A 21,725-nucleotide genomic window follows, 5' to 3' on the forward strand; every position below is an offset into this window, starting at 1 on the left:
AATAAACCTAAATCTGTAGTACTCGCAATTCCCTTCAATCTAACTAAGCACCACCATTTTTATCACTCGTTTTTGTGCGCAATAAATCTCTTATTTCAATCAAGATAGCCTCTTCCTTTGTGAGTTTTGCCGGCTCTTCTTCCCGTTTAATTTGTAACAAGTTAATAAATTTGATTGCGACAAAAATTGAAAAGGCAATGATAGTAAAATCAATGATCGTTTGCAAAAAAGCGCCCCATTTTATCACAGCGGCACCAATTTTGAACGCCTTACTACTAATGTCTATGCCACCCAGTAATAAACCAATTAGCGGCATAATAATACCATCTACAAGAGAAGAAACAATTTTACCAAAGGCAGCACCTATTACGACTGCAACAGCTAAATCCATTACGTTACCACGCATTGCAAATTGTTTAAATTCGCTAAAAAAACTCATGGCCACTCCCTATTATCTCGATGGCACTAATTCCTGGTTTGCTGCCCTATATTAATCCAGCAGCTGTTCACCGCAGGATTTTATATTTATCCCTATGTATTAATGTTACCGATAGCGGCCAAGGCATCTGTCTCAGCAACGATTGGTAGGGTGCGTGATTCATCACGGCTATCACCCTCTAAACGAAACACACTATGGAGAGCGCGAACTCCTTCATCAAGTAACAACGTATCAATTAATACTGAAATTTTAATCTCTGAAGTTGCAATTAATTGAATATTAATACCTTTTGCAGCTAAGGTTTTAAACATGATTGAGGCAATTTCAGGATGGCTTTTAAGACCTGCCCCTACTAAAGATAGTTTGGCAAGGCTAGTTACCCCCACAACCCCCTCAGCATTTAAATTTTTTGCAACTTTGCGCAATTGTTTTAACGCCAACTGATATTCATCACGATGCACAGTAAAGGTAAAGTCTGTCTTATTATGTGCTGACAAATGCTGCACAATCATGTCAACATTAACACCAATAGCGCTAATTTCACTTAAAATACCTGAAGCGATTCCAGGAGAATCAGGAACCCCTGATAACGTCACTTTTGCTTCATTACGACTAAAAGCAATCCCTGTTACTAAAGGAGCCTCCATACTACTTTTTTGCTGGTAAGTAATTAAAGTACCAGGACCTTCTTGTGATGAAGATAGAACTCGTAATGGGATATTATATTTACCCGCAAACTCCACAGCGCGAATTTGTAGAACTTTCGCTCCTAAGCTTGATAACTCAAGCATTTCTTCAAATGTAACTTGTTCCAAGCGCTTAGCATCAGGTACTATACGGGGATCGGTTGTATAAACCCCATCAACATCGGTATAAATTTGGCACTCATCAGCATTTAAAGCTGCTGCAATGGCTACTGCAGTTGTATCAGAACCACCACGACCTAAAGTAGTGATATTCCCATCCCTATCGATACCCTGAAAACCTGCAATCACTACAACTGTACCCTGTTCAATATCTTTTAATATAGGCTGTGTATCAATCGCTTGAATACGTGCCTTCTTGAACTGATTACAGGTTTGAATTCGAGCCTGTCCGCCAGTATACGAACGAGCTTTGATTCCGCGATTAATTAAAGCCATGGCCATCAATGCCATGGATACTTGCTCACCAGTTGAGACTAATGCAGCGTACTCCCGCTCATCGGGATATTCACTGATATTATTTGCAAATCCTATAAGCTTGTCCGTTTCACCACTCATTGCCGATACAATGACGACTACACTATGTCCTGCTTGCTTTGCTTTTGCCACTATGTCAGCTGCATGGTTAATATGTCCAAGCGTAGCTAGCGACGTTCCCCCGAATTTTTGCACTAATAATGCCATTTCAGCGCCCCGTCTTTTTATTGTTAACCCGCGTGCTCTACGATCATTGTTTTAATCTGGGAAATTTTTTCCTCCAGATCTTCCGGAACACGTCCTCCACCTTGAGCCATGTCTTCCCTGCCACCACCTTTACCACATAAGTGCTTAACAAGCTCTGCAGCACTAGGTACACGACCTAAAAGACTTTTGCTCACTCCAGCAACAACATTCATCTTGTCCTCAGCAATAGCAAACAACACAATAACTGCATTATCCAAGCTAGATTTCAGCTGATCTAAAGTTGTTCTCAGTGCTTGACTGCCCCTATTATCCAATTGCTTAACGAGCAAATTAACCTCATTTACTGACTGCACCTCAGACAACAAATCGCTACTTGATTTCACAGTTAACTTTGCTTGTAAACGTCCTAACTCTTTTTCTTGTTGCTTTGCATCATGCAAAAATTGTGACAATTTTTCAGCCACATTAGCAGTCGATGTTTTAAGTTTGCCTGCAACAGCATCTAAATTGTCCAGTTGCTGGTTTACCCAATCTAAGGCATAAGCCCCAGTGACCAACTCGATACGCCTAACACCACTTGCAATGCCATACTCTCCAATAATTTTGAAAAGCCCAATATCTCCTGTACGTGAAGCATGTGTACCACCACATAACTCTTTTGAAAAATCCCCCATGGAGAGAACACGTACAGAGTCACTGTATTTTTCCCCAAATAGGGCAACAGCCCCACTGTGTTTTGCAGCCTCAATATCCATTAACTCCGTCACTACTGGATCATTAGCACGTATCTGGTTATTCACAAGAATTTCTAATTGATGTAATTGCACGGGGGTAAGCGCTTCAAAGTGAGAAAAATCAAAGCGTGCACGCTCAGCATCGACTAAAGAACCTTTTTGTTGCACATGAGACCCAACAATTATTTTTAAAGCAGCATGCAATAGGTGTGTTGCTGTATGATTTAAACGGATGGCCTCTCGTCTAGCTACGTCGACCTGTGCACTGACTTCTTCATTAACCTTGAACTCACCTTTGAGTAATTGCCCGTAGTGAATAATGGCTTGGCCCACTCGCTGCGTATCATTCACTTGAAATAGAGCATTGCTGTGGATAAGCTGGCCACGATCCCCTACTTGCCCACCACTTTCTGCATAAAAAGGCGTATTGTCGAGAATAATTGCAGCATTGGTACCAGCAGATAATTTCTCAACTTTCGCACCATCGCAAAGTATGGCGGTAACTTTGGCTTGTAAGCTAACCTTCTCATAACCGTGAAACACCGATGATTCTTCAACATTTATCGACGCTGAATAATCTGTCGTAAACTGGCTCGCAGATTGCGATAACTGACGTTGTTGCTGCATACATTGATTAAAGCCTTCGGTATCGATAGAAAGCCCTTGTTCACGTGCAATATCCGCTGTTAAGTCTAATGGAAAACCATAAGTATCATAGAGCTTAAATGCTACATCACCAGGAATCTCTTTTGTTTTTAAGCTTTGGATTTGCTCTTGTAGCAAACGTAGACCTTGTTCAAGAGTCCGCGCGAATTGATTTTCCTCCTGAATTAAAATGCGCTCTAGTTGTGACTGATTTGTAGCAAGCTCTGGATAAGCTTCCCCCATTATATCAATTAGAGGTTTTACTAACTTATAAAAGAAAGGTGTAGGTAATCCAAGCTTATTCCCATGACGTATTGCTCGGCGAATAATGCGACGTAATACATAACCCCTTCCTTCATTACCAGGCATTACACCATCAACAATTAAAAAAGAACAGGCGCGAATATGATCAGCAATCACCTTTAAGGAAGCATGATGAGGATCAACATTGGGAACAAGTTCACAGATGCCACGGATTAAATGCTGGAAACTATCAATATCATAGTTATTATGCACCCCCTGTACCACTGCTGAAATTCGTTCAAGCCCCATACCGGTATCAACAGAAGGTTTGGGCAAAGGGTGCAAACGCCCCTCTTTATCGCGGTTAAACTGCATAAATACCAGATTCCAGATTTCAATATAGCGATCGCCATCTGCATCTGGACTTCCTGGAGGTCCACCGGCAATATCTGATCCATGGTCGTAAAAAATTTCCGTGCAGGGGCCGCAGGGACCTGTATCCCCCATAGACCAAAAATTATCCTTTTCCCCACAACGTGAAAAGCGTTGAGCTGAAACGCCTATTTCATTTAACCAAATATCAGCAGCCTCATCGTCTTCTGTATACACAGTCACCCAAAGACGCTCGACTGGCAGTTTCAATACAACAGTCAAAAATTCCCAAGCATAACGAATTGCTTCACGTTTAAAATAATCACCAAAGCTGAAATTACCAAGCATCTCAAAAAATGTATGGTGTCTTGCCGTATAGCCCACATTTTCCAAATCATTGTGCTTGCCCCCTGCACGAACACAGCGTTGGGAACTTACTGCTCGCGTATAAGGACGAGTCTCTAATCCAAGAAAAATATCCTTAAACTGTACCATTCCCGCATTTGTGAACAGCAAAGTAGGATCATTGCCCGGTACAAGGGAACTGGACTCAACAACTTGGTGTCCTTTTTGAGCAAAATAGTCAATAAATGCCTGTCTAATTTCTGAACTTTTCATGATTTTATCATTCATCACTTATCATTTTAGTTTTGAGCCAATTTTGATAAATCAAGCCCTTTTAACATCGAATTGTAACATTTCCATAGAAAAATTTTTGTAACCCACTAAGCTTTCCTGTCAGGATAAAGTTAGACTATTGCTGAATTTTTCTACATGAGTGCTACCCATTATTGAATAACATCAACTTCCTTCACAACCTTGACAATGATGTCGCTCGGAAAACCACGATATAATAAAAAACGCTGTCCCTTTTGCAGTTCCGTATAGGATAAGGTTTCTTGATTTTTATATTTTTTATCCCAAACAGCTTGTGCATAATTGAGCCAGTTATTCTGTTCCTGTTTGAGGACATCATCAATCAATTCCCGAGCAATTTGTTTTGCTTGCAATTCCTGAAAGATCTTTAGAGGACCATACCCCTGACGAATACGTACGGCACATACAGATTCAACAAAACGCACATCACTTTGCAAACCAAGATTCTGACATTTAACGACTGCTTCAGCTATTTCCATTTGGTCATAGCCTTTTTGCGCTAATTTGTCAGCTAACTCCTGAGCACCGTGCTCGCGCCTGGTAAGCAGGCGCATTGCACAGTCAAACGCTTTAGTCATCTATACTCTCTAATACTTCTTCCATGTTTTCAGTATTTGTTAATTTTTTCACTAATAACTCAGCTCTAATTTGCTGCTCTAGCGTCTGAGCTATTTGTGGATTTTCTTTCAAATATAAACGAACGTTATCTTTGCCCTGACCAATCTTTTCTTGGTTGTAGCTATACCAGGCACCTGATTTTTCAATGAGACCTAATTGAGAACCCAGGTTGATAATTTCGCTTTCTCTAGAGATGCCTTCATTATAAAGAATATCAAAATCTGTTGTCTTAAAGGGCGGTGCAACTTTGTTCTTAACAACTTTAACGCGTGTTTCACTACCTAAAATCTCATCACCCTTCTTGATTGAACCGACACGACGAATATCCAGGCGCACCGAAGCATAAAATTTCAATGCATTACCACCCGTGGTTGTTTCAGGATTACCAAACATCACGCCAATTTTCATACGGATTTGGTTAATAAAAATTACCAGTGTATTCGAACGTTTGATGTTTGCTGTTAATTTACGGAGTGCTTGCGACATTAATCGGGCTTGTAGACCAACATGTGTATCACCCATTTCACCTTCAATCTCAGCTTTCGGTGTCAAGGCAGCTACTGAGTCAACAATGATCACATCCACCGCAGCAGAACGGACAAGCATATCTGTAATTTCTAAAGCTTGCTCACCAGTGTCAGGTTGTGAAACTAATAATTCATCAACATTCACTCCAAGCTTAGCTGCATAACTTGGATCAAGAGCGTGCTCTGCATCGACAAATGCTGCAGTACCACCTTTTTTCTGACATTCAGCAATGACTTGCAGAGTCAGCGTTGTCTTACCTGATGATTCAGGACCATAAATTTCAACAATTCTTCCTCTTGGTAATCCACCAATGCCAAGAGCAATATCAAGACCTAAAGAACCTGTTGAAATTGCTTCAATATCACGCACTGCCTGGTTATCGCCCATGCGCATGACAGAACCTTTGCCAAATTGGCGTTCGATTTGAGCGAGTGCCGCACTTAATGCTTTTTGTTTATTGTCTTCCATTATTCACCCACGTTTGTGCAAAGGGCAAATTATCACACAGATATGAGCCTGCAGCAAACTTAGAGCTTGCTAAAGAATTCGCTAAAAATAGAGCAATAATCCTGGTTGTCCAAACAAGAATAATATCAAAGGGTTTCTTTTTATGAAGACGCAAGTTTTTATTTCTGGAGCAAGAAGATTGGGGGATTTATGGTTAATATGACAAGTATTCCTAATCAGAATTACTTGGAAGATGGTTTTAATAAGGAAAGTACTCCTTCTAAGGCACGGGTACAAGCCAATTGACGTACTTTTTTTCGAGATACCCCGGAAAAATAACAACCTTTTGTTACGGCAGGTTGATCACGCATAGCCCAAGCGAACCAAACCGTACCCACAGGTTTTTCATCACTACCGCCGTTAGGACCAGCAATCCCTGTCACAGCAAGGGCAACGTCAGCCGCACTATACTCCAAAGCCCCAAGTACCATGGCTTCTGCTACTTGCTCACTTACAGCACCGTGTAATTGGATCAATTCTGATTTAATTCCTAACATTTCTTCTTTAGCTAAATTACTATAGGTTACAAAACCCCTTTCAAACCAATTAGAGCTACCTGACAAATCTGTTAATAGTCCAGCTATTAAGCCACCAGTACATGACTCAGCTGTGGCAATTTGCAAATGCAGTGCCCGCAAACTACCCGTTACTTTACGAACTAAAATCGCCAGGTTATTCATATTTTGCCTAAATAAGAACTGCAAAAAAAACCCCGCATACCGCGGGGTTTAAAACTCTTACTCTGAATTACTGGCCTGTTTGTTCAGTCTTAGTAGTATCAGGAGTAGTGCCAGTAGTATCTGCAGGTTTGCTTTGATCCTGTTGCTCTACAGTAGTTGCAGCATTGTTCTCAGCTTTTTTTTCTGCGTTCTCACCACAAGCAGACAGTAATACTGCCACGAATGCGGTTACAGCTAGAAGAGCCAGACGTTTCATAATCATTCTCCGTAATTGTTCATAGGTTTTTAACTTCCCTTCATTAGTCTAGCAAAAATTTACCTTAAGTGAAGGACTTACAAAAGATAGATGCAAATAAACTCTTCGGCAGTTCAAATTAAGAGCGCAACAACTATTTTTTTTGCAACTTTTTAGTAGCTTCACTATCGCTTTAAATAATACTGTCCTTTTTTCTATGCGATTGTCTACGCTTTTTCAGTAAGAAAAAAATTAAATAAAATTTGAAAAGCTAATATGCCCTTAAGATTTGATAGATAAAATTTAGTCACTTTTTGTTAGCGATGGTGGATTAAATGGTCAAGTCATACACTCAAGAAGAAGCAGTCATTCTGGCACAGCGCCTTTGGAGAGGAAAGCAAACCAGAAAAAATTATCGATTCCAGCAAACCTCGACAAAAGAATTGACTGAATACAAAACATTTTTAGTAGGAAATGACCCTAAGATACACTTATCAGAAGAGCATAAAACTAAAGAAGGTAAAATTACCTTAATTGGTACTTCAGGCTTACGCTCAATAGACTTAATAGCTGAACTGGGGAACAAAGAAAACACACCTAAACTCATCATTATTGACAACAGTGACAACGTTATCAAGTTCTGGAGAAAACTTCGCGCACTTGTTGAAAAGTCTAATTTTGACAACAAAGCACATTTTCTTGCTAATTTTGAAATGCTTTTATCGACAAACAAAGAATTATATCTTGAAATTGAAGACAATGCTCTTAATGAGTATATGCCTAACATTGTATATGAAAATCAAAATCCAGTTACATTTATGTCAACTTTGATAGATAAGCATGGACTTGATTATGTTTTATCGATCATTAGACATACAACAATCATTGCTCAAACCTGGGCAGATGCTAATCTTTTTAATACATTAAAGAATGTATGCAAACTTCATAAGATTGAAAAAATTTACACCTACCCATCGAATATAGAATATTGCATTCCTTTTCTTGAAGCTGAAAAAGTTAGATTAAACATTGAAATTTTAGACCCCTATTTATCGATAGAAACTGATCGTTGTCCGCATCATGGGATACCAGAGGAAGTTTATCTAAAAGCAAAAAATGGGGCTTCAATGGGACATCGACCTCCAAATACTGAAGATAAGAAGGAAGCTTTTAAAGTTAAACTAGAACAGATTGAGAGGATTTTATCCGAATTTAAAAAAGAGATTGATAATATTGGGCAGTACTCCCCAAAAGCAAAGGAGGAAGCTGAAAAGTTACACCTGTCTTTGGTGGATGCGATGATATTTGCGTTTATTGCCCCTGACTCAGTAAAAATGCAGCAATTTGCCTTGGAAGCAAATCGTTTAATTAATAAGGCAAAACCAATCCTTCAAAAAGATTTAGGTTGGGGAGATTATTTAACAAATCTTGCTAAACATATTGCTAACACAATCGTCTATGGATTCAGTTTGGGCTATAGTCAGGGATTTTTCTCAATAAAACCTGCCGTTGCTGTGACGACAGCTGAAGAACTGGATAGGCAATTGCAAAATAATCTTCTCAATTAGAGTAAGAGTTTCATTCCCTATTGAATGAAACTCGCCCAGCTAAGGTAAGCATTCTCATTTTTATATCGACGTGCCGTGTTTTATGCACGGCATCTATGATGCTGTTCTTGAAAAAACAATTTCCGCTACTTCTCGCACTGAGTTCACCCAGTCACAATCGTTGTTCCATATATCCACTATAATAGTGATAGATTTGCCTAAGTATTTATCAAATTGAATAATATAAAGGAACCAAATCTCGCAGGATTGCGACAATACTAAATACAATTGGGAATAATATGGACAACACCGATCATTTATTAACAATCCTGCTGAAATTATGCGAGCTGAATCACATACCAGCTTCCTCGCAAAACTTAATTGCGGGTTTGCCATTAGTTAACAATCGTCTTAGTCCCCAATTATTTGTTCGGGCAGCTGAGCGTAGTGGATTTGTTGCAAAGATTAAGGATAAAAATCTCTACAAAATATCTCCTTTGGTTTTACCCGTTATCTTATTATTAAAGGATTCTAACGCCTGTATTCTAATGAAGCGAACGGATAAAACAGCTGAAATTTATTCATCAGAAATGCCAGAACACTTACAAACAATCCCGCTGACTGAGTTAGAACAGCAATATACTGGATTTACAATATTCATCCAACGTGTTGCTAACTATGAGAGGCCTACCCTCAACCATACCCGTTCCTGGTTCTGGGGAACATTATGGGAATATCGCTCTACCTACTATGATGTTTTAGCAGGCGCATTAATAATTAACGTGTTTACTCTAGCCAGCCCTTTATTTGTAATGAATATTTATGATCGGGTTGTACCTAATAATGCAATTTTAACATTATGGGTATTGACCATTGGCATTCTAGTCCTCTTATTTTTTGACCTAATACTCCGTTTTATGAGGGCCTATTTAATTGATGTTAACGGGAAAAAAACAGACATTGTTATTACTAGCAAACTATTTACTCAGGTCTTAAACCTACAGCTCATAAAAAAACCTAAGTCCACAGGTGAGCTGGTCAACACTTTAAAAGAGTTTGAATTCATACGTGATTTTATTACTTCCTCGACTTTAACCACCTTGATTGATGTACCGTTTATACTCATCTTCCTTGCGTTTATCTGCTACCTTTCTTTTCCCGTAGCTTTAGTCTCATTAATTGCTGTACCCATTTTATTTGCACTAGCCTGGATTATTGAAAAGCCTCTTAGCCGAGTTGTCAAAGAAGCAAACTATGCCTCAGCAAAAAAAAACGGCATCTTATTTGAGAATTTATCAGGTCTTGAAACTATTAAAAGTCTCAATGCCCAAGGTGTTGCTCAAGGAAAATGGGAGAATATCGTCGCTATAAGCTCACGTTTAAATTTAAAATCTCGTTTTCTATCCGGCTCCATGGTCAATATCACGTATTTTATTCAACAATTAGTGATTATTCTTACAGTGGTTGTTGGCGTTTATCAAATTGAAAAAGGGCTCCTGTCATTAGGAGGACTCATTGCCTGCAGTATGTTGGCAGGAAGAGTAATTGCCCCTCTAGGACAATTCGCCAATATCATTACTCGCTTTCAGCAAGCAAAAACAGCATTGCATGATTTAAATAAATTAATGAATACTGAATCAGAATTTGATGAGGTGCGCTCTTTTATATCTCGTCCCTTTATCAAAGGCGAAATAGAATTTAAAGATGTCACTTTTTCATATTCTGAACAATCTTCACCAGCTTTAAACAACATTAACTTTAAAATAACCCCCGGTGAGCGTGTTGCCTTACTCGGTCATATTGGCTCAGGAAAAACCACCATCCAAAAATTATTACTAAAACTTTATCAACCACAAAGAGGATCTATCTATATTGACGGGGTTGACATTAATCAACTTGATCCTGCAGAAATCCGCAGAAATATTGGCTATATTCCCCAGGAGACAATCTTATTCTCAGGCACATTACGAGATAATATTGCCATCTCAATGCCCTGGAGTAATGATAACGCCATTATTCGCGCAAGCGAAATCTCCGGAGCAATTAAATTTATTGATCAACATCCTGAAGGATTTAATTTAAAGATTGGTGAGCGTGGCGAAGGGTTGTCAGGGGGGCAACGGCAACTCATTAGTATTTCTCGTGCTTTAATTGGAGACCCTCCCCTCATTCTAATGGATGAACCAAGCAGCGCTATGGATGATGCGGCGGAACAAGAACTTATTAATAATATAAATCCTTATTTACAGACTAAGACCTTGATTCTTGTGACTCATAGATTTTCAATGCTTGCTTTGGCAACGCGCATTATCTTAATTGACAATGGGCGTATTGTTCTTGATGGGTCTAAAGAAAAAGTCTTAGCCACCCTTATGAAGATCCAATCTAAAAAGCAGGCATTATGAAATGGAAAAATGTATTTAATAAAATTTTTAAACGAACTACACCGTCTCAAGAAGAGGAAGAATTCATAACAGATAGCAAATCAGCGTTATTGAATAAATCCACACCTCTCGCTCATGGGGTTCTAATCATTACTATCCTATTGATTCTATCAGCATTAATCTGGGCCTATTTTGGTGAGATTGAGGAGATTACCGTTGGGGAAGGTAAGGTTATCCCTTCTTCGCAGATTAAAAATATACAAAGCCTAGACGGCGGCATCATTGAAAAAATCATGATCAAAGAAGGGGACATGGTCAAAAAAGACCAACCTCTTCTGGAACTCGATGACGTGCGTTATAAAGCAGATTTTTCGCAGGCTTTTGAGAAATATTTAGCATTATCGGCAATGGTTGCTCGTTTTAACGCTGAGGTAAACAACCAGGATACAATCATTTTTCCAGAGAGTTTAAACAAAAATCCCGAACTAAAGTCTCGTGAAGTTAATCTTTTTACTGCTAGAAAAAAAGCGCTGCAAGAGCAACTCAATTTATTGCAACATAGCCATGATCTAATCAATCAAGAAATTCAAATGTACATTCCTCTAATGCAAAAAGGATATGCTTCAAAAATTGAATACATTCGTAGCGTGCGAGCAGCGAATGAAATTAAAATTCAAATGGAAAACCAAAAAGATAAATTTCGTGAGGAAGCCTTAACAAATTTAAATAATCATAAGGCAGAGCTTTCTATTGTTGTTGAACAATTAAACTCACTTAGAGATAAGATGGTACGTACTCAACTTGTTTCACCAGTTAATGGTATTGTAAAAAAACTAAATTTTGTCACCATGGGTGGTGTCGTCAAACCTGGCGATGTGATCATGGAAATTGTTCCTTTAGAGGACAAATTATTAATCCAAGCAAAAATTCGACCGCAAGATATTGGCTTTGTTCAGCTCGGACAGCATGCTACCGTTAAGATTACCGCATATGATTACTCTATCTACGGTGGACTGTCCGGCAAAGTGGAATACATTAGTGCTGATGCCATCAAAGAGGAACAACTAACGCCAGAAGCTCGACAAGATTATTATTTTCTTGTCCATGTCCGAACTGATCAAAATTATTTAGGAAACAAACAACAGAAGCTTTATATCATGCCAGGCATGACAGCAACAGTGCATATTAAAACAGGGGAAAAAACCCTTCTCCAATACCTGCTAAAACCTCTGATTAAAGCCAAGCAAGAAGCGTTACGAGAAAGATAACTAGTTTACTGACTTGGTTAGATGCATTTGTTAGAATCCCTAAAAATTTATTCCTTTAGAACTAGAACGCTATGTCTGTAACGCATACTCCTATGATGCAGCAATATCTGCGCATTAAATCAGAATACCCCGATATGCTTCTTTTCTATCGGATGGGGGATTTTTATGAACTTTTTTATGATGATGCTAAACGGGCAGCACAATTGCTCGATCTTACCCTAACACATCGAGGACAGTCTGCTGATAAACCAATACCAATGGCCGGTGTTCCCTACCATGCTGTAGAAAACTATTTAGCACGCCTACTAAAAAAAGGAGAATCTGTTGCTATTTGTGAGCAAATTGGTGATCCTGCAACCAGTAAAGGTCCTGTCGAACGTCAGGTCACGCGTATAATAACTCCAGGCACGGTAACAGATGAAGCTTTGCTAGATGCAAGGCGCGATAATATCTTACTTGCTATTCATTCCCAGCAAAAACAATATGGTTTGGCATGGGTTGATTTAAGCGGTGGACGTTTCCATCTATTACAGGTAGAGGAAGATGCCCAGCTAATTGCGGAAATTAATCGCTTGCAACCTGCAGAAATTTTACTGCCTAACTCTTTACTTCTACCTGTTTTACGCGAAAATTATGCCGTTAAAATTCGTCCCGACTGGGAATTTGAGCGCCAACGCTCTCGCCAATTACTCTGTGAGCAATTTTCTGTCAGTAATTTAGCCGGATTCGGTGAGAAGAACTATGCAATAGCCTTCCCTGCGGCAGGCTGCTTATTAACTTATTTACAAACCACCCAACGTCAATCACTCCCCCACTTGACCCAACTTACTTTGGAGCAAAATGCCGATTATCTGCAACTTGATGCAGCAACACAAAAACATTTAGAGCTATTTGAAAACTATCAGGGCGGACGTGAAAATAGCCTACTCGCGGTTCTTGATCACACAGCCTGTGCCATGGGAAGCCGTCTCTTGAAAAGATGGCTGGGCAGACCACTAAGTCAACATAAATTAATTGAAGAAAGACAGCAAGCTGTTTCTGAATTAATCGAGAAAAAGCAGGATGCTACTCTTTATGCATTACTGCGACAAATGTGTGATATTGAGCGCATTGCCTCCCGAGTCGCTTTAAAATCTGCTCGGCCACGTGACTTGGTTCAACTACGTGAGACTTTATTTCTTCTACCTGCTCTCAATGCGGCACTCAGTAACAATAAGGTTTCTTTGCTTACAAAATTAGCCAGTAAACTTATACCACAACCTGTTTTATATGATCTTTTAGCCGCTGCTCTCGTTGATAATCCACCCATGCTAATTCGCGATGGAGGCGTTATTGCACCTGGTTTTGATGAAGAACTTGATGAGCTAAGAGGACTAAATGACAATGCTACAGAAAAGCTCATCGAGCTGGAAAGCGCCGAAAAGCAACGCTCTGGTCTTTCCTCTTTAAAATTTGGCTATAATCGCGTCCAGGGCTATTACATTGAATTATCACGTGCCCAAGCTGAAAAAGCCCCTATCAATTATCAACGCAAACAAACCTTAAAGAATGTAGAGCGCTATATCACACCTGAATTAAAAGTCTTTGAGGAAAAAGTTCTATCAGCACAAGTGAAAGCCTTGGCGAGGGAAAAATGGCTTTATGAAAATTTATTAGAGGAAGTCCTGCAATTTATTATCCCCTTAACACAACTAGCCCAAGCCATTGCTGAGCTTGATGTGTTAATTACTTTTGCAGAACGCGCGCAATGTTTAAATTGGTGCCGTCCGCAGTTAATTTCAACCCCTGGTATCGATGTAAAAGCAGGTCGCCATCCAGTAGTTGAGCAGGTTTTGCAAGAGCAGTTTATCGCCAACGATTTAAATTTGAATAAGACTCAAAATATCTTATTGATTACCGGCCCTAATATGGGTGGTAAATCGACTTACATGCGCCAAAATGCATTGATTGTACTTCTAGCCTATATTGGAAGTTATGTTCCAGCGAATCAAGCACGCATAGGGCCCGTTGATAAAATTTTCACCCGCATTGGGGCAAGCGATGATCTCGCTTCTGGTCGTTCAACTTTTATGGTGGAAATGACTGAAACAGCACATATTTTGCGACAGGCAACCAATCAAAGTTTGGTACTTATTGATGAAATTGGCCGAGGGACCAGCACCTATGATGGTATGGCTCTCGCTTATGCTACCTGTGCTTATTTGGCAAACACTATCCAAGCCTATACGCTATTCTCCACTCATTATTTTGAATTAACAAATTTACCTACACAATTTCCCTGTATAAAGAATATTCACTTGCAAGCAACTTTAACAACAGGACGGATTGTCTTTCTCTATCGAATTGAAGAAGGTGCCGCTAATCGCAGCTATGGCTTAGAAGTTGCCCAATTGGCAGGCATTCCTCACGAGGTATTAACGATTGCCTCTGCACACTTAAATCTTGTGCAGCAATCAGAAAAGCAGCAATCTGCAGTTCAAGTTGCAAAATTGAGTTCGCCAGTACTTACGGAGTTGGCAAAAATTAATGCTGATAATTTGTCACCCCGAGAAGCCCTAGAATTGGTTTATCGCTTAAAAACAATAGAAGCCAGTCATGCGGTCGAATAACGCTATGAGTGATCGAATTGTAACTAGTTTCCCAGGATATCGCATCGCCTTCGCCTGGGCTAAAACTGTAAACCTTATGATATGAAAAAGAAATTACGCCTCCTACTAATCATGATTAGTTCTGTCTTGCTTGTTGCAGCAACGACCCCCACTATTCAGATTACAGGTGTGAAAAAAATGATTGCTGCTAATATTGAGGCACGGCTAACTGAACTTGCCAAAGACAAACTTTTGAGTAGTGTGTCTGATGACGAACTTAGCCTGCAAATCGCTAAAGCAATGCAACCCTACGGTTATTTTAAACCACAAATCACTCTCTTGAGTCATCAGCCTTTACGGATTGCTATCGCTCCAGGGCCACAAGTGCTGATCTCAGATGTTCGCATCAAAATTAAAGGAGAAGGAGCCAATAATCCTGTTATCAAACGTGTCTTAGAACCTCTACCTGTCAAAAAAGGCGATCCTCTTAACACTGTTAAATACGAAGAAATCAAACAAAATTTATTAAATACGGCAGAACACCAAGGTTTCATGCGAGCCGCTTTTGAAAAAGCAGAAATTCTTATTCACCCGGACAATGACACTGCATCAATTAGCCTCATCCTTGATACAGGCCCCCAATTTTATTTCGGACAGGTAAGATTTGATCCTACCTTTATTTCACCTAAATTGTTGCATCGCTATGTGCCATTTAAATATGGTCAACCCTACTCTACTGACCAAATTTTAGCGTTAAATAATCAATTAGCATTTAGTGGATATTTCAATAATGTTTCCGTAAAACCACAGCTAGATAGTTCTCGCCATATCCCCGTTGATGTTCATTTGCAGCGTGCTCCAAGATTTAATTATTCATTTGGACTTGGGTTTGGTACTGATACAGGACCACGTGGCCGTCTTGGCTACCACATCGTCCCTGTTAATCCGGCGGGTGATAAATTTAACGCTGTCGCCCTTGGTTCCTTCAGAGAAAATGCACTGCAAGCGCAATACGTGATACCAGGAACTAATCCGGTTACCGATCAATACAACATCACCGCTAATCTCGCCCATTTAAATTATGACAGTGGTTCAAGTAATTCTGTATTAACCTCTGTTGCTCAACAACACACCAATACACGATTCCAACGTAGCTTATCATTAAACGGATTGTATGAACGCTACACTTATGCTGCACAACCCAGGGAAGAAAAAACTACGTTATTCCCTAAAGCCAGTTTTACCTGGCTAAACGCCGAAGATAAACTTTTTTCTCGCTCTGGATATAATATAACCATCAGTGGCTTAGGCGCTAGCAGAAAAATTTTATCAGAGGTTAATTTTGCGCAAGCTTCGATTAATATTAAAGCCGCGCTAACTATTGAACCACTACGTACTCGTTTTTACTTCCATTCTATTCAGGGCATCACAGCCATCCAGGACATTAACCAAATGCCTTTATCTTTAGCTTTATTACTCGGAGGGTCTGATAACCTAAAAGCATATAGTTACAATTCGCTTGGTCCAGGTAAAGTTTTGACTTATAACGGCCTTGAAATTCAAAAAGAGACTGTCGAACACTGGTATTTTGTTAGTTTTTTTGACAGTGGAGATGTTTACGTGCCAATATCCAAGGATTTAAAGTATGACGCTGGTATTGGTCTAATGTGGGTATCCCCAGTGGGTCCTATTAAAGTTGGTGTTGCGCAAGCAATGGATAACCATTTCAATCGCAGCGAGAAAAAACCAAAACTCGTCATTAATATGGGTCCTGATTTATAAATGCGATTTCTTATTAAAATTCTTAAATCAGTCATGTATAGCCTGCTTCTGGCATTTATCCTATTGGCCAGCATCGCTATTTTTTGTACAACCACGACACCAGGTTTGTTTCTGACACTTAAATTAGCGAGTTATTTATTACCAGGCAACCTACAAGTTAGCAATGTTAATGGGCGATTATTAAGTCACTGTTCATTAGGTGATTTTAGCTATCGCGATAAAACAACTACAATAATCCTGAAAAATGTAGAACTAGAATGGCAACTTACAGAGCTGTTTCGGCATAGATTAGCTATTGAAGCTTTAACCGTTGATCAAGTCAAGTTCTCTAACAATAGCGTAGACAAGACCAAAACTACTATGGAGATTCCGAGACTCCCTTTCGAAATTTCTCTGCAAAAAGCATTTATCAATCAAGCTCAACTTACCCAAGATAATACTACTTACGAAATCCAAAATATTAAGGCTCAAGCAAAACTTACTAATCAGCAATGGCAAATCAAACAGTTAAATTTTGATAGTGGCAATATTAATTTTGCCACGACTCTTAACGCACAGCCTGTTATTCCTTTCGCTTTATCAGCAGAAGTTAAGCTAAAAGGTAAGATTAACCATGACTCCCAACTGCATGGCCTTTTAAAGTTAGGCGGTAATTTTTTCCTCTATCATTGGCAAGGAGAACTAACAGCTCCAAGTCGTCTTAGTTTAAATGGTGTACTTAAACAAGGGCATGAACTTCATACTCAAGCACAGTGGCAAGAATTTATATGGCCTATCGATAAAGAAAACAAACTGGCAAGCTCCAAAGGTCAAATTACAGCGGACGGCTTTATCCCCAATATTACTATTGGATTTTATTCAAACACGACGTCTCCCCTACAATCCGAAATTGCCGTTAAAGCACAAACTTTAGCACAAGGAGTTACTGCTGCAGGTACAGTTAAACTGAGTGAAGCTAATTTAAACTTTAATTTTAATTTTGATAATGCAATTTCTCCAAAAATTAAAGGAAACCTGCATGCAGAATCAACTCACTCTCAAGAATTGCACCCTACTCTCAAAGACTTAAAATTCGATACCCAATTTGCCGGAGACTCTCTGCTTGGCCTCGTGCTGGACACTCATTTAAATGCCCGTTATTTTGATAATCCTTTGCTTGCCAATATTAACTATCAGCAACAGCATCTCAAAGGGCGGGTTAGCTTAGGAAGCAACCAATTAGAAATTAATGGTACCCTTCCCTATCGATGGCAAGCTAAAGCAACTATCCCCAAGCCAGCCATACTCTATCCTTCGCTGGCTGGATTAGACACGTTAATCACTGCAGATCTCACCTTAAGCAATGCGATGAAAGGAAAGGCCAATTTACTTATCAAACCAGGACAATACCAGCTTGAGGAAGAGAACACTTCTCGTTTAAAATTTGCAGGAGGCCAGCTGCATGCGTCATTAACACCTGAGGATTTGGTTTTAAATGGCTTGCTTACTATCGATAAAGATAAAAGCCTGACTCTGGCATTCAAGCTACCTCATTTACAATTGCAAAAAGGTTTGGCGAATCAAGATATTCAAGGAGGTTTGCGTTTTGATGTCAATTCTTTAAATTTTCTGCAAAGTTTTAGTCCAGAAATTAGCAAGCCCGAGGGGCAATTAAGCGCTATTCTTCAAACCAAAGGTACCATCGCTAAACCAATTGTTGAAGGCAACATTACCCTTAAAAAGGGCCAAGTTTCTCTGACCAACTGGGGTCTTGATTTTCATAATATTCAATTCGAAATGCAAAGTCGTAATAAGGAATGGCAAGCTCATGGCTCTTTGGCTTCAAATAACGATACATTAGCGCTTGAAGGTCAAGGAATTTTTGCGCCACAAATAACAGGATTAATCCATTTAGATGGTAATAATTTTACTTTACTCAACACCCCTGAGTATTTGGTTCATATCTCACCCAAATTGCTCGTTGAATTTAACCCTACTGCAGTTACGGTAAAAGGTACCATTGTTATTCCTAAAGCACAGATCAAACCTCAATCATTCACTAATTCTGTAAGCCTATCAGAGGATGTAGTTTTTGAGGGTAATGAACGTCCTGTGAACCCCTTGCATGTAAATACAGATGTCCGTTTGGAAATGGGGGATGATGTATCACTCGATGTCAAAGGACTGAAGGGCTTTTTGACGGGCGCTATTCGAATACACCAATTACCACAAGAGCCTCTCAATGCCACGGGAGAGCTCAATGTTAAAGATGGAAAATATCAGGCTTATGGGCAAGATCTGGCAATTGAGCAAGGACAGCTTTTATTTACTGGTGGCTCTGTGTTGAATCCTGGGATTCGTGTTCGTGCGGTTCGTCAATTTAAAAACGCAACCAATAGCTTTGCTGGCTCAAATCAATTACTAGATTTTAATAATGCGAATTTACAAACCCTTGATTTTGGCACTAAAACAACTGTCGGCATAGACGTCACTGGTCGTTTAACTGCCCCTAAAGTGGAATTATTTTCCATTCCTAGCACCTTATCCCAAGCTGATATTTTGTCGATGTTATTGCTTGGTAGACCAGCACGCCAAGCAAATAAAGCAGGCGGACAATTATTGCTTGCAGCCATTTCCTCCATGAATCTCGGTTCAGGGGCTAATGGAACGCAATTAGTAGAACAGCTAAAGCAAACACTTGGTGTAGATGTAGGTATGGAAACCACACCTAAATTTGATGAGAAAAGTAATCAAATAACAGATCAAACCTCAGTAGTAGTTGGAAAATCTTTATCTAAACGTTTATATGTAAGTTATAATTATGGTTTGGCAAAAACAGACAGCAATGTGGTTACCCTAACTTATTTGCTCAATAAATTTTTTAGTGTTCAAGTCAACTCCAGTCTTGCAGGCAGTGGCATTGATTTGCTCTATACTCATCGGAAGGAATAGCCAATGACAAATTACGATCTTCCTCTGCGTTTGAAACGGTTGCGCCGAACGTCAACTGCTAGATTGATGCTGCAGGAAACCCGTTTGCATGCGCAGCAATTTATTGCGCCTGTGTTCATTAGCGAAGTTTTGACAGATAAACAAGAAATCAAAAGCATGCCGGGACAATTTCAATTAAGTTTGGAATGCTTACCTGCAGAAATAGATGAACTTTCAGCATTAGGTATCCCTGCTGTACTGCTCTTTGGTATTCCTGCTCACAAAGATACCGAAGGAAGCGCCTCTTTACATTCAGAGGGAATCATCCAGCAAGCCATCCGCAAAATACGTAATATTAACCCCGATATGTTAATTATTACCGATGTTTGTTTTTGTGAATACACTAGTCATGGACATTGCGGAATTTTAAAAGGCAAACACATCGATAACGACAAAACATTAGCATCATTAGCACAGCAGGCGGTTAGTCATGCACAAGCCGGTGCCGATTGGGTAGCTCCCAGCAGCATGACGGATGGTATGGTCACTGCTATTCGTCAGGCTTTAGATGAGGCAGGTTATATTAACACCGCTATTTTGAGTTATGCGGTGAAATATAGCTCCAGTTTCTATGGCCCTTTCAGGGAAGCAGCACAAGGTGCGCCTCAATTTGGCGACAGAAAAACTTATCAAATGGACCCAAGTAATGGCAATGAGGCTTTTAGGGAAGCAGCGCTTGATGTTGCCGAAGGTGCCGATATGTTAATGGTCAAACCTGCCATGAATTATTTGGACATTATTTTTAGGATTAAACAACAGTTTCCTGAAATACCTTTAGGTGCTTATCAAGTGAGTGGCGAATACTCCATGCTCAAAAATGCTGCCGCACAGGGTTTGCTTAATGAGGAGCAGGCTATGGTAGAAAGTTTATTGGCCATACGACGTGCCGGAGCGGACTTAATCATTTCCTACTTTGCTAAAGACATCGCAAGATTACTTAACAAACGATAATATCCTGGAATCAGGTTATTGGATCCATAGGGCCTATGCAGTGAATCTTATCTAGTTAATTTTGCCGCTAAATTAATTTAACGTGATTGTCTTTATTTTTCTGTTTTTTAGCCGTATACATGGATATATCAGCTAAGGCCATTAACTCATCCAACGTTTTCACCTGTTCGGGGTAACTAGCTAGCCCGACACTGATAGAGCTAAGATAGTCTTGATTTTTGAAATGAAATGTTTGCTGAAAAGCTAGCTCAATGCGTTTAATAATTTCTTGAGAAATATCTTCGTCTCTTGAGTGTTTAACAAAGGCTGTAAACTCATCGCCACCCAAACGGGCAACAAAATCCTGCTCACGAAAACAGGTTTTTAAACGCTTTGCTGTTTCTATTAGTAAGTCGTCGCCTGCACTGTGCCCTAGAGAGTCATTTATAAACTTGAAGTTGTCTAGATCCATAAAGAAAAGAGTTAAGCGCTGATCATTAGGTAAGGTAGCCATTGCAGCTTCTAAATTTAATAAAAAATATTTACGATTGGGTAAATGAGTTAATGCATCAAAATGGGCTAAATGATTATATCTGTCTTTTTCACATTTCAGGGAATAATTTTTACTGATTAACAACCGTTCATATTGGTCGCTCATCTTTTTAAAACTATTCAATGTGCTGATGATAATTAAAAACGCAAATAAATGATTAACCCAGTCAATAATAATCAACTGATTTGCAGGGAGGGAATAATAGGCTGGGATTGAAATCAATTTACAACCAACTATGACAATTAACGATAAGCTGGCATAGAAAAAGAGCCCATCACGCCCCACTAATACCACACTTAAAACGGGGATTACATAAAACCATACTGAAACTGAAAATGACGTCCCTATTCCTCGAGTCAAGTAGTTAGAGACGAGTACTGTTAAAAACAGGACTAAAGCAATTATGTGTCCGCATAAATAGGTATTTTTACTGCGATGAAGAAGATATAAATTTAACAATGCAATGATTCCCGCAGCACCAATAACTGCAGTTAAGTAATACAGTTCGCTAAATAGGTAGAAAGAGGTGATAAAAACACAAACAATAAGAAGCTCAATTGATATAGAATAAATTAAGTAATAGGGTCTGATATTAGCATAGGCTATATCAGCATAACTCTTGTTTTTAAAATGCATTTCCCATCCCTATGTAGGTAA

15 protein-coding genes are annotated in these 21,725 nt (G+C 39.4%); 7 read left to right on the forward strand and 8 right to left on the reverse strand.

Annotated elements, in window-relative coordinates; genetic code table 11:
• Positions 1–43: 43 nt before the first annotated feature.
• From mscL to Lbru_RS01795, 7 genes are all read right to left on the reverse strand, one after another.
• Positions 44–439: a large-conductance mechanosensitive channel protein MscL gene (gene mscL, locus Lbru_RS01765; protein WP_058440469.1), complete on the reverse strand. Its 396-nt coding sequence runs from the start codon at positions 437–439 to the stop codon at positions 44–46.
• Between the two features lie 92 nt (positions 440–531).
• A complete protein-coding gene (locus Lbru_RS01770; RefSeq protein WP_065235409.1) occupies positions 532–1,827 on the reverse strand; it encodes an aspartate kinase in 1,296 nt (431 codons plus the stop codon).
• Between the two features lie 23 nt (positions 1,828–1,850).
• Positions 1,851–4,439: an alanine--tRNA ligase gene (alaS, locus tag Lbru_RS01775; RefSeq protein ID WP_058440850.1), complete on the reverse strand. Its 2,589-nt coding sequence runs from the start codon at positions 4,437–4,439 to the stop codon at positions 1,851–1,853.
• A 170-nt stretch (positions 4,440–4,609) separates the two neighbouring features.
• On the reverse strand, positions 4,610–5,056 hold the full coding sequence (recX, locus tag Lbru_RS01780) for a recombination regulator RecX (protein WP_058440470.1): 447 nt from the start codon (positions 5,054–5,056) through the stop codon (positions 4,610–4,612).
• Positions 5,049–6,092 (reverse strand): recombinase RecA, encoded by a 1,044-nt coding sequence (gene recA, locus Lbru_RS01785; RefSeq protein ID WP_058440471.1) that lies wholly within the window; start codon positions 6,090–6,092, stop codon positions 5,049–5,051. Before recA ends, recX begins: the two co-directional genes overlap by 8 nt.
• A 221-nt stretch (positions 6,093–6,313) precedes the next feature.
• Positions 6,314–6,811: a CinA family protein gene (locus Lbru_RS01790; RefSeq protein ID WP_058440472.1), complete on the reverse strand. Its 498-nt coding sequence runs from the start codon at positions 6,809–6,811 to the stop codon at positions 6,314–6,316.
• Positions 6,812–6,878: 67 nt separating this feature from the next.
• Entirely contained in the window at positions 6,879–7,067 is a 189-nt protein-coding gene (locus Lbru_RS01795; RefSeq protein ID WP_058440473.1) for a hypothetical protein, read from the reverse strand.
• Between the two features lie 422 nt (positions 7,068–7,489).
• Here Lbru_RS01795 and Lbru_RS01800 point away from each other — a divergent pair, with 422 nt between their 5' ends.
• From Lbru_RS01800 to hemB, 7 genes are all read left to right on the forward strand, one after another.
• Positions 7,490–8,614 (forward strand): hypothetical protein, encoded by a 1,125-nt coding sequence (locus Lbru_RS01800; protein ID WP_131793600.1) that lies wholly within the window; start codon positions 7,490–7,492, stop codon positions 8,612–8,614.
• Positions 8,615–8,892: 278 nt separating this feature from the next.
• Positions 8,893–10,998, forward strand: a complete 2,106-nt coding sequence (locus Lbru_RS01805) for a type I secretion system permease/ATPase (protein WP_058440475.1) — start codon at positions 8,893–8,895, stop codon at positions 10,996–10,998.
• Positions 10,995–12,245, forward strand: a complete 1,251-nt coding sequence (locus Lbru_RS01810) for an HlyD family type I secretion periplasmic adaptor subunit (protein WP_058440476.1) — start codon at positions 10,995–10,997, stop codon at positions 12,243–12,245. The genes Lbru_RS01805 and Lbru_RS01810 overlap by 4 nt, the downstream gene beginning before the upstream one ends.
• Before the next feature lie 71 nt (positions 12,246–12,316).
• Positions 12,317–14,854: a DNA mismatch repair protein MutS gene (gene mutS, locus Lbru_RS01815; protein ID WP_058440477.1), complete on the forward strand. Its 2,538-nt coding sequence runs from the start codon at positions 12,317–12,319 to the stop codon at positions 14,852–14,854.
• A gap of 81 nt (positions 14,855–14,935) precedes the next feature.
• Entirely contained in the window at positions 14,936–16,615 is a 1,680-nt protein-coding gene (locus tag Lbru_RS01820) for an autotransporter assembly complex protein TamA (protein WP_058440478.1), read from the forward strand.
• A complete protein-coding gene (locus Lbru_RS01825; protein ID WP_058440479.1) occupies positions 16,616–19,546 on the forward strand; it encodes a translocation/assembly module TamB domain-containing protein in 2,931 nt (976 codons plus the stop codon).
• 3 nt (positions 19,547–19,549) lie between these two features.
• A complete protein-coding gene (gene hemB, locus Lbru_RS01830; protein ID WP_058440480.1) occupies positions 19,550–20,536 on the forward strand; it encodes a porphobilinogen synthase in 987 nt (328 codons plus the stop codon).
• A gap of 67 nt (positions 20,537–20,603) precedes the next feature.
• Here the strand turns inward: hemB and Lbru_RS01835 are convergent, their stop codons facing one another.
• Positions 20,604–21,704: a GGDEF domain-containing protein gene (locus Lbru_RS01835; RefSeq protein WP_058440481.1), complete on the reverse strand. Its 1,101-nt coding sequence runs from the start codon at positions 21,702–21,704 to the stop codon at positions 20,604–20,606.
• Positions 21,705–21,725 lie beyond the last annotated feature (21 nt).

This window comes from Legionella brunensis, from assembly GCF_001467025.1.
GTDB lineage: Bacteria > Pseudomonadota > Gammaproteobacteria > Legionellales > Legionellaceae > Tatlockia > Tatlockia brunensis.

Excerpts from the sequence above, each read along its gene's own strand:
- mscL (WP_058440469.1), bottom strand. The coding sequence starts at position 439 with ATGAGTTTTTTTAGCGAATTTAAACAATTTGCAATGCGTGGTAACGTA.
- Lbru_RS01770 (WP_065235409.1), bottom strand. The coding sequence starts at position 1,827 with ATGGCATTATTAGTGCAAAAATTCGGGGGAACGTCGCTAGCTACGCTT.
- alaS (WP_058440850.1), bottom strand. The coding sequence starts at position 4,439 with ATGAAAAGTTCAGAAATTAGACAGGCATTTATTGACTATTTTGCTCAA.
- recX (WP_058440470.1), bottom strand. The coding sequence starts at position 5,056 with ATGACTAAAGCGTTTGACTGTGCAATGCGCCTGCTTACCAGGCGCGAG.
- recA (WP_058440471.1), bottom strand. The coding sequence starts at position 6,092 with ATGGAAGACAATAAACAAAAAGCATTAAGTGCGGCACTCGCTCAAATC.
- Lbru_RS01790 (WP_058440472.1), bottom strand. The coding sequence starts at position 6,811 with ATGAATAACCTGGCGATTTTAGTTCGTAAAGTAACGGGTAGTTTGCGG.
- Lbru_RS01795 (WP_058440473.1), bottom strand. The coding sequence starts at position 7,067 with ATGAAACGTCTGGCTCTTCTAGCTGTAACCGCATTCGTGGCAGTATTA.
- Lbru_RS01805 (WP_058440475.1), top strand. The coding sequence starts at position 8,893 with ATGGACAACACCGATCATTTATTAACAATCCTGCTGAAATTATGCGAG.
- Lbru_RS01810 (WP_058440476.1), top strand. The coding sequence starts at position 10,995 with ATGAAATGGAAAAATGTATTTAATAAAATTTTTAAACGAACTACACCG.
- mutS (WP_058440477.1), top strand. The coding sequence starts at position 12,317 with ATGTCTGTAACGCATACTCCTATGATGCAGCAATATCTGCGCATTAAA.
- Lbru_RS01820 (WP_058440478.1), top strand. The coding sequence starts at position 14,936 with ATGAAAAAGAAATTACGCCTCCTACTAATCATGATTAGTTCTGTCTTG.
- Lbru_RS01825 (WP_058440479.1), top strand. The coding sequence starts at position 16,616 with ATGCGATTTCTTATTAAAATTCTTAAATCAGTCATGTATAGCCTGCTT.
- hemB (WP_058440480.1), top strand. The coding sequence starts at position 19,550 with ATGACAAATTACGATCTTCCTCTGCGTTTGAAACGGTTGCGCCGAACG.
- Lbru_RS01835 (WP_058440481.1), bottom strand. The coding sequence starts at position 21,704 with ATGCATTTTAAAAACAAGAGTTATGCTGATATAGCCTATGCTAATATC.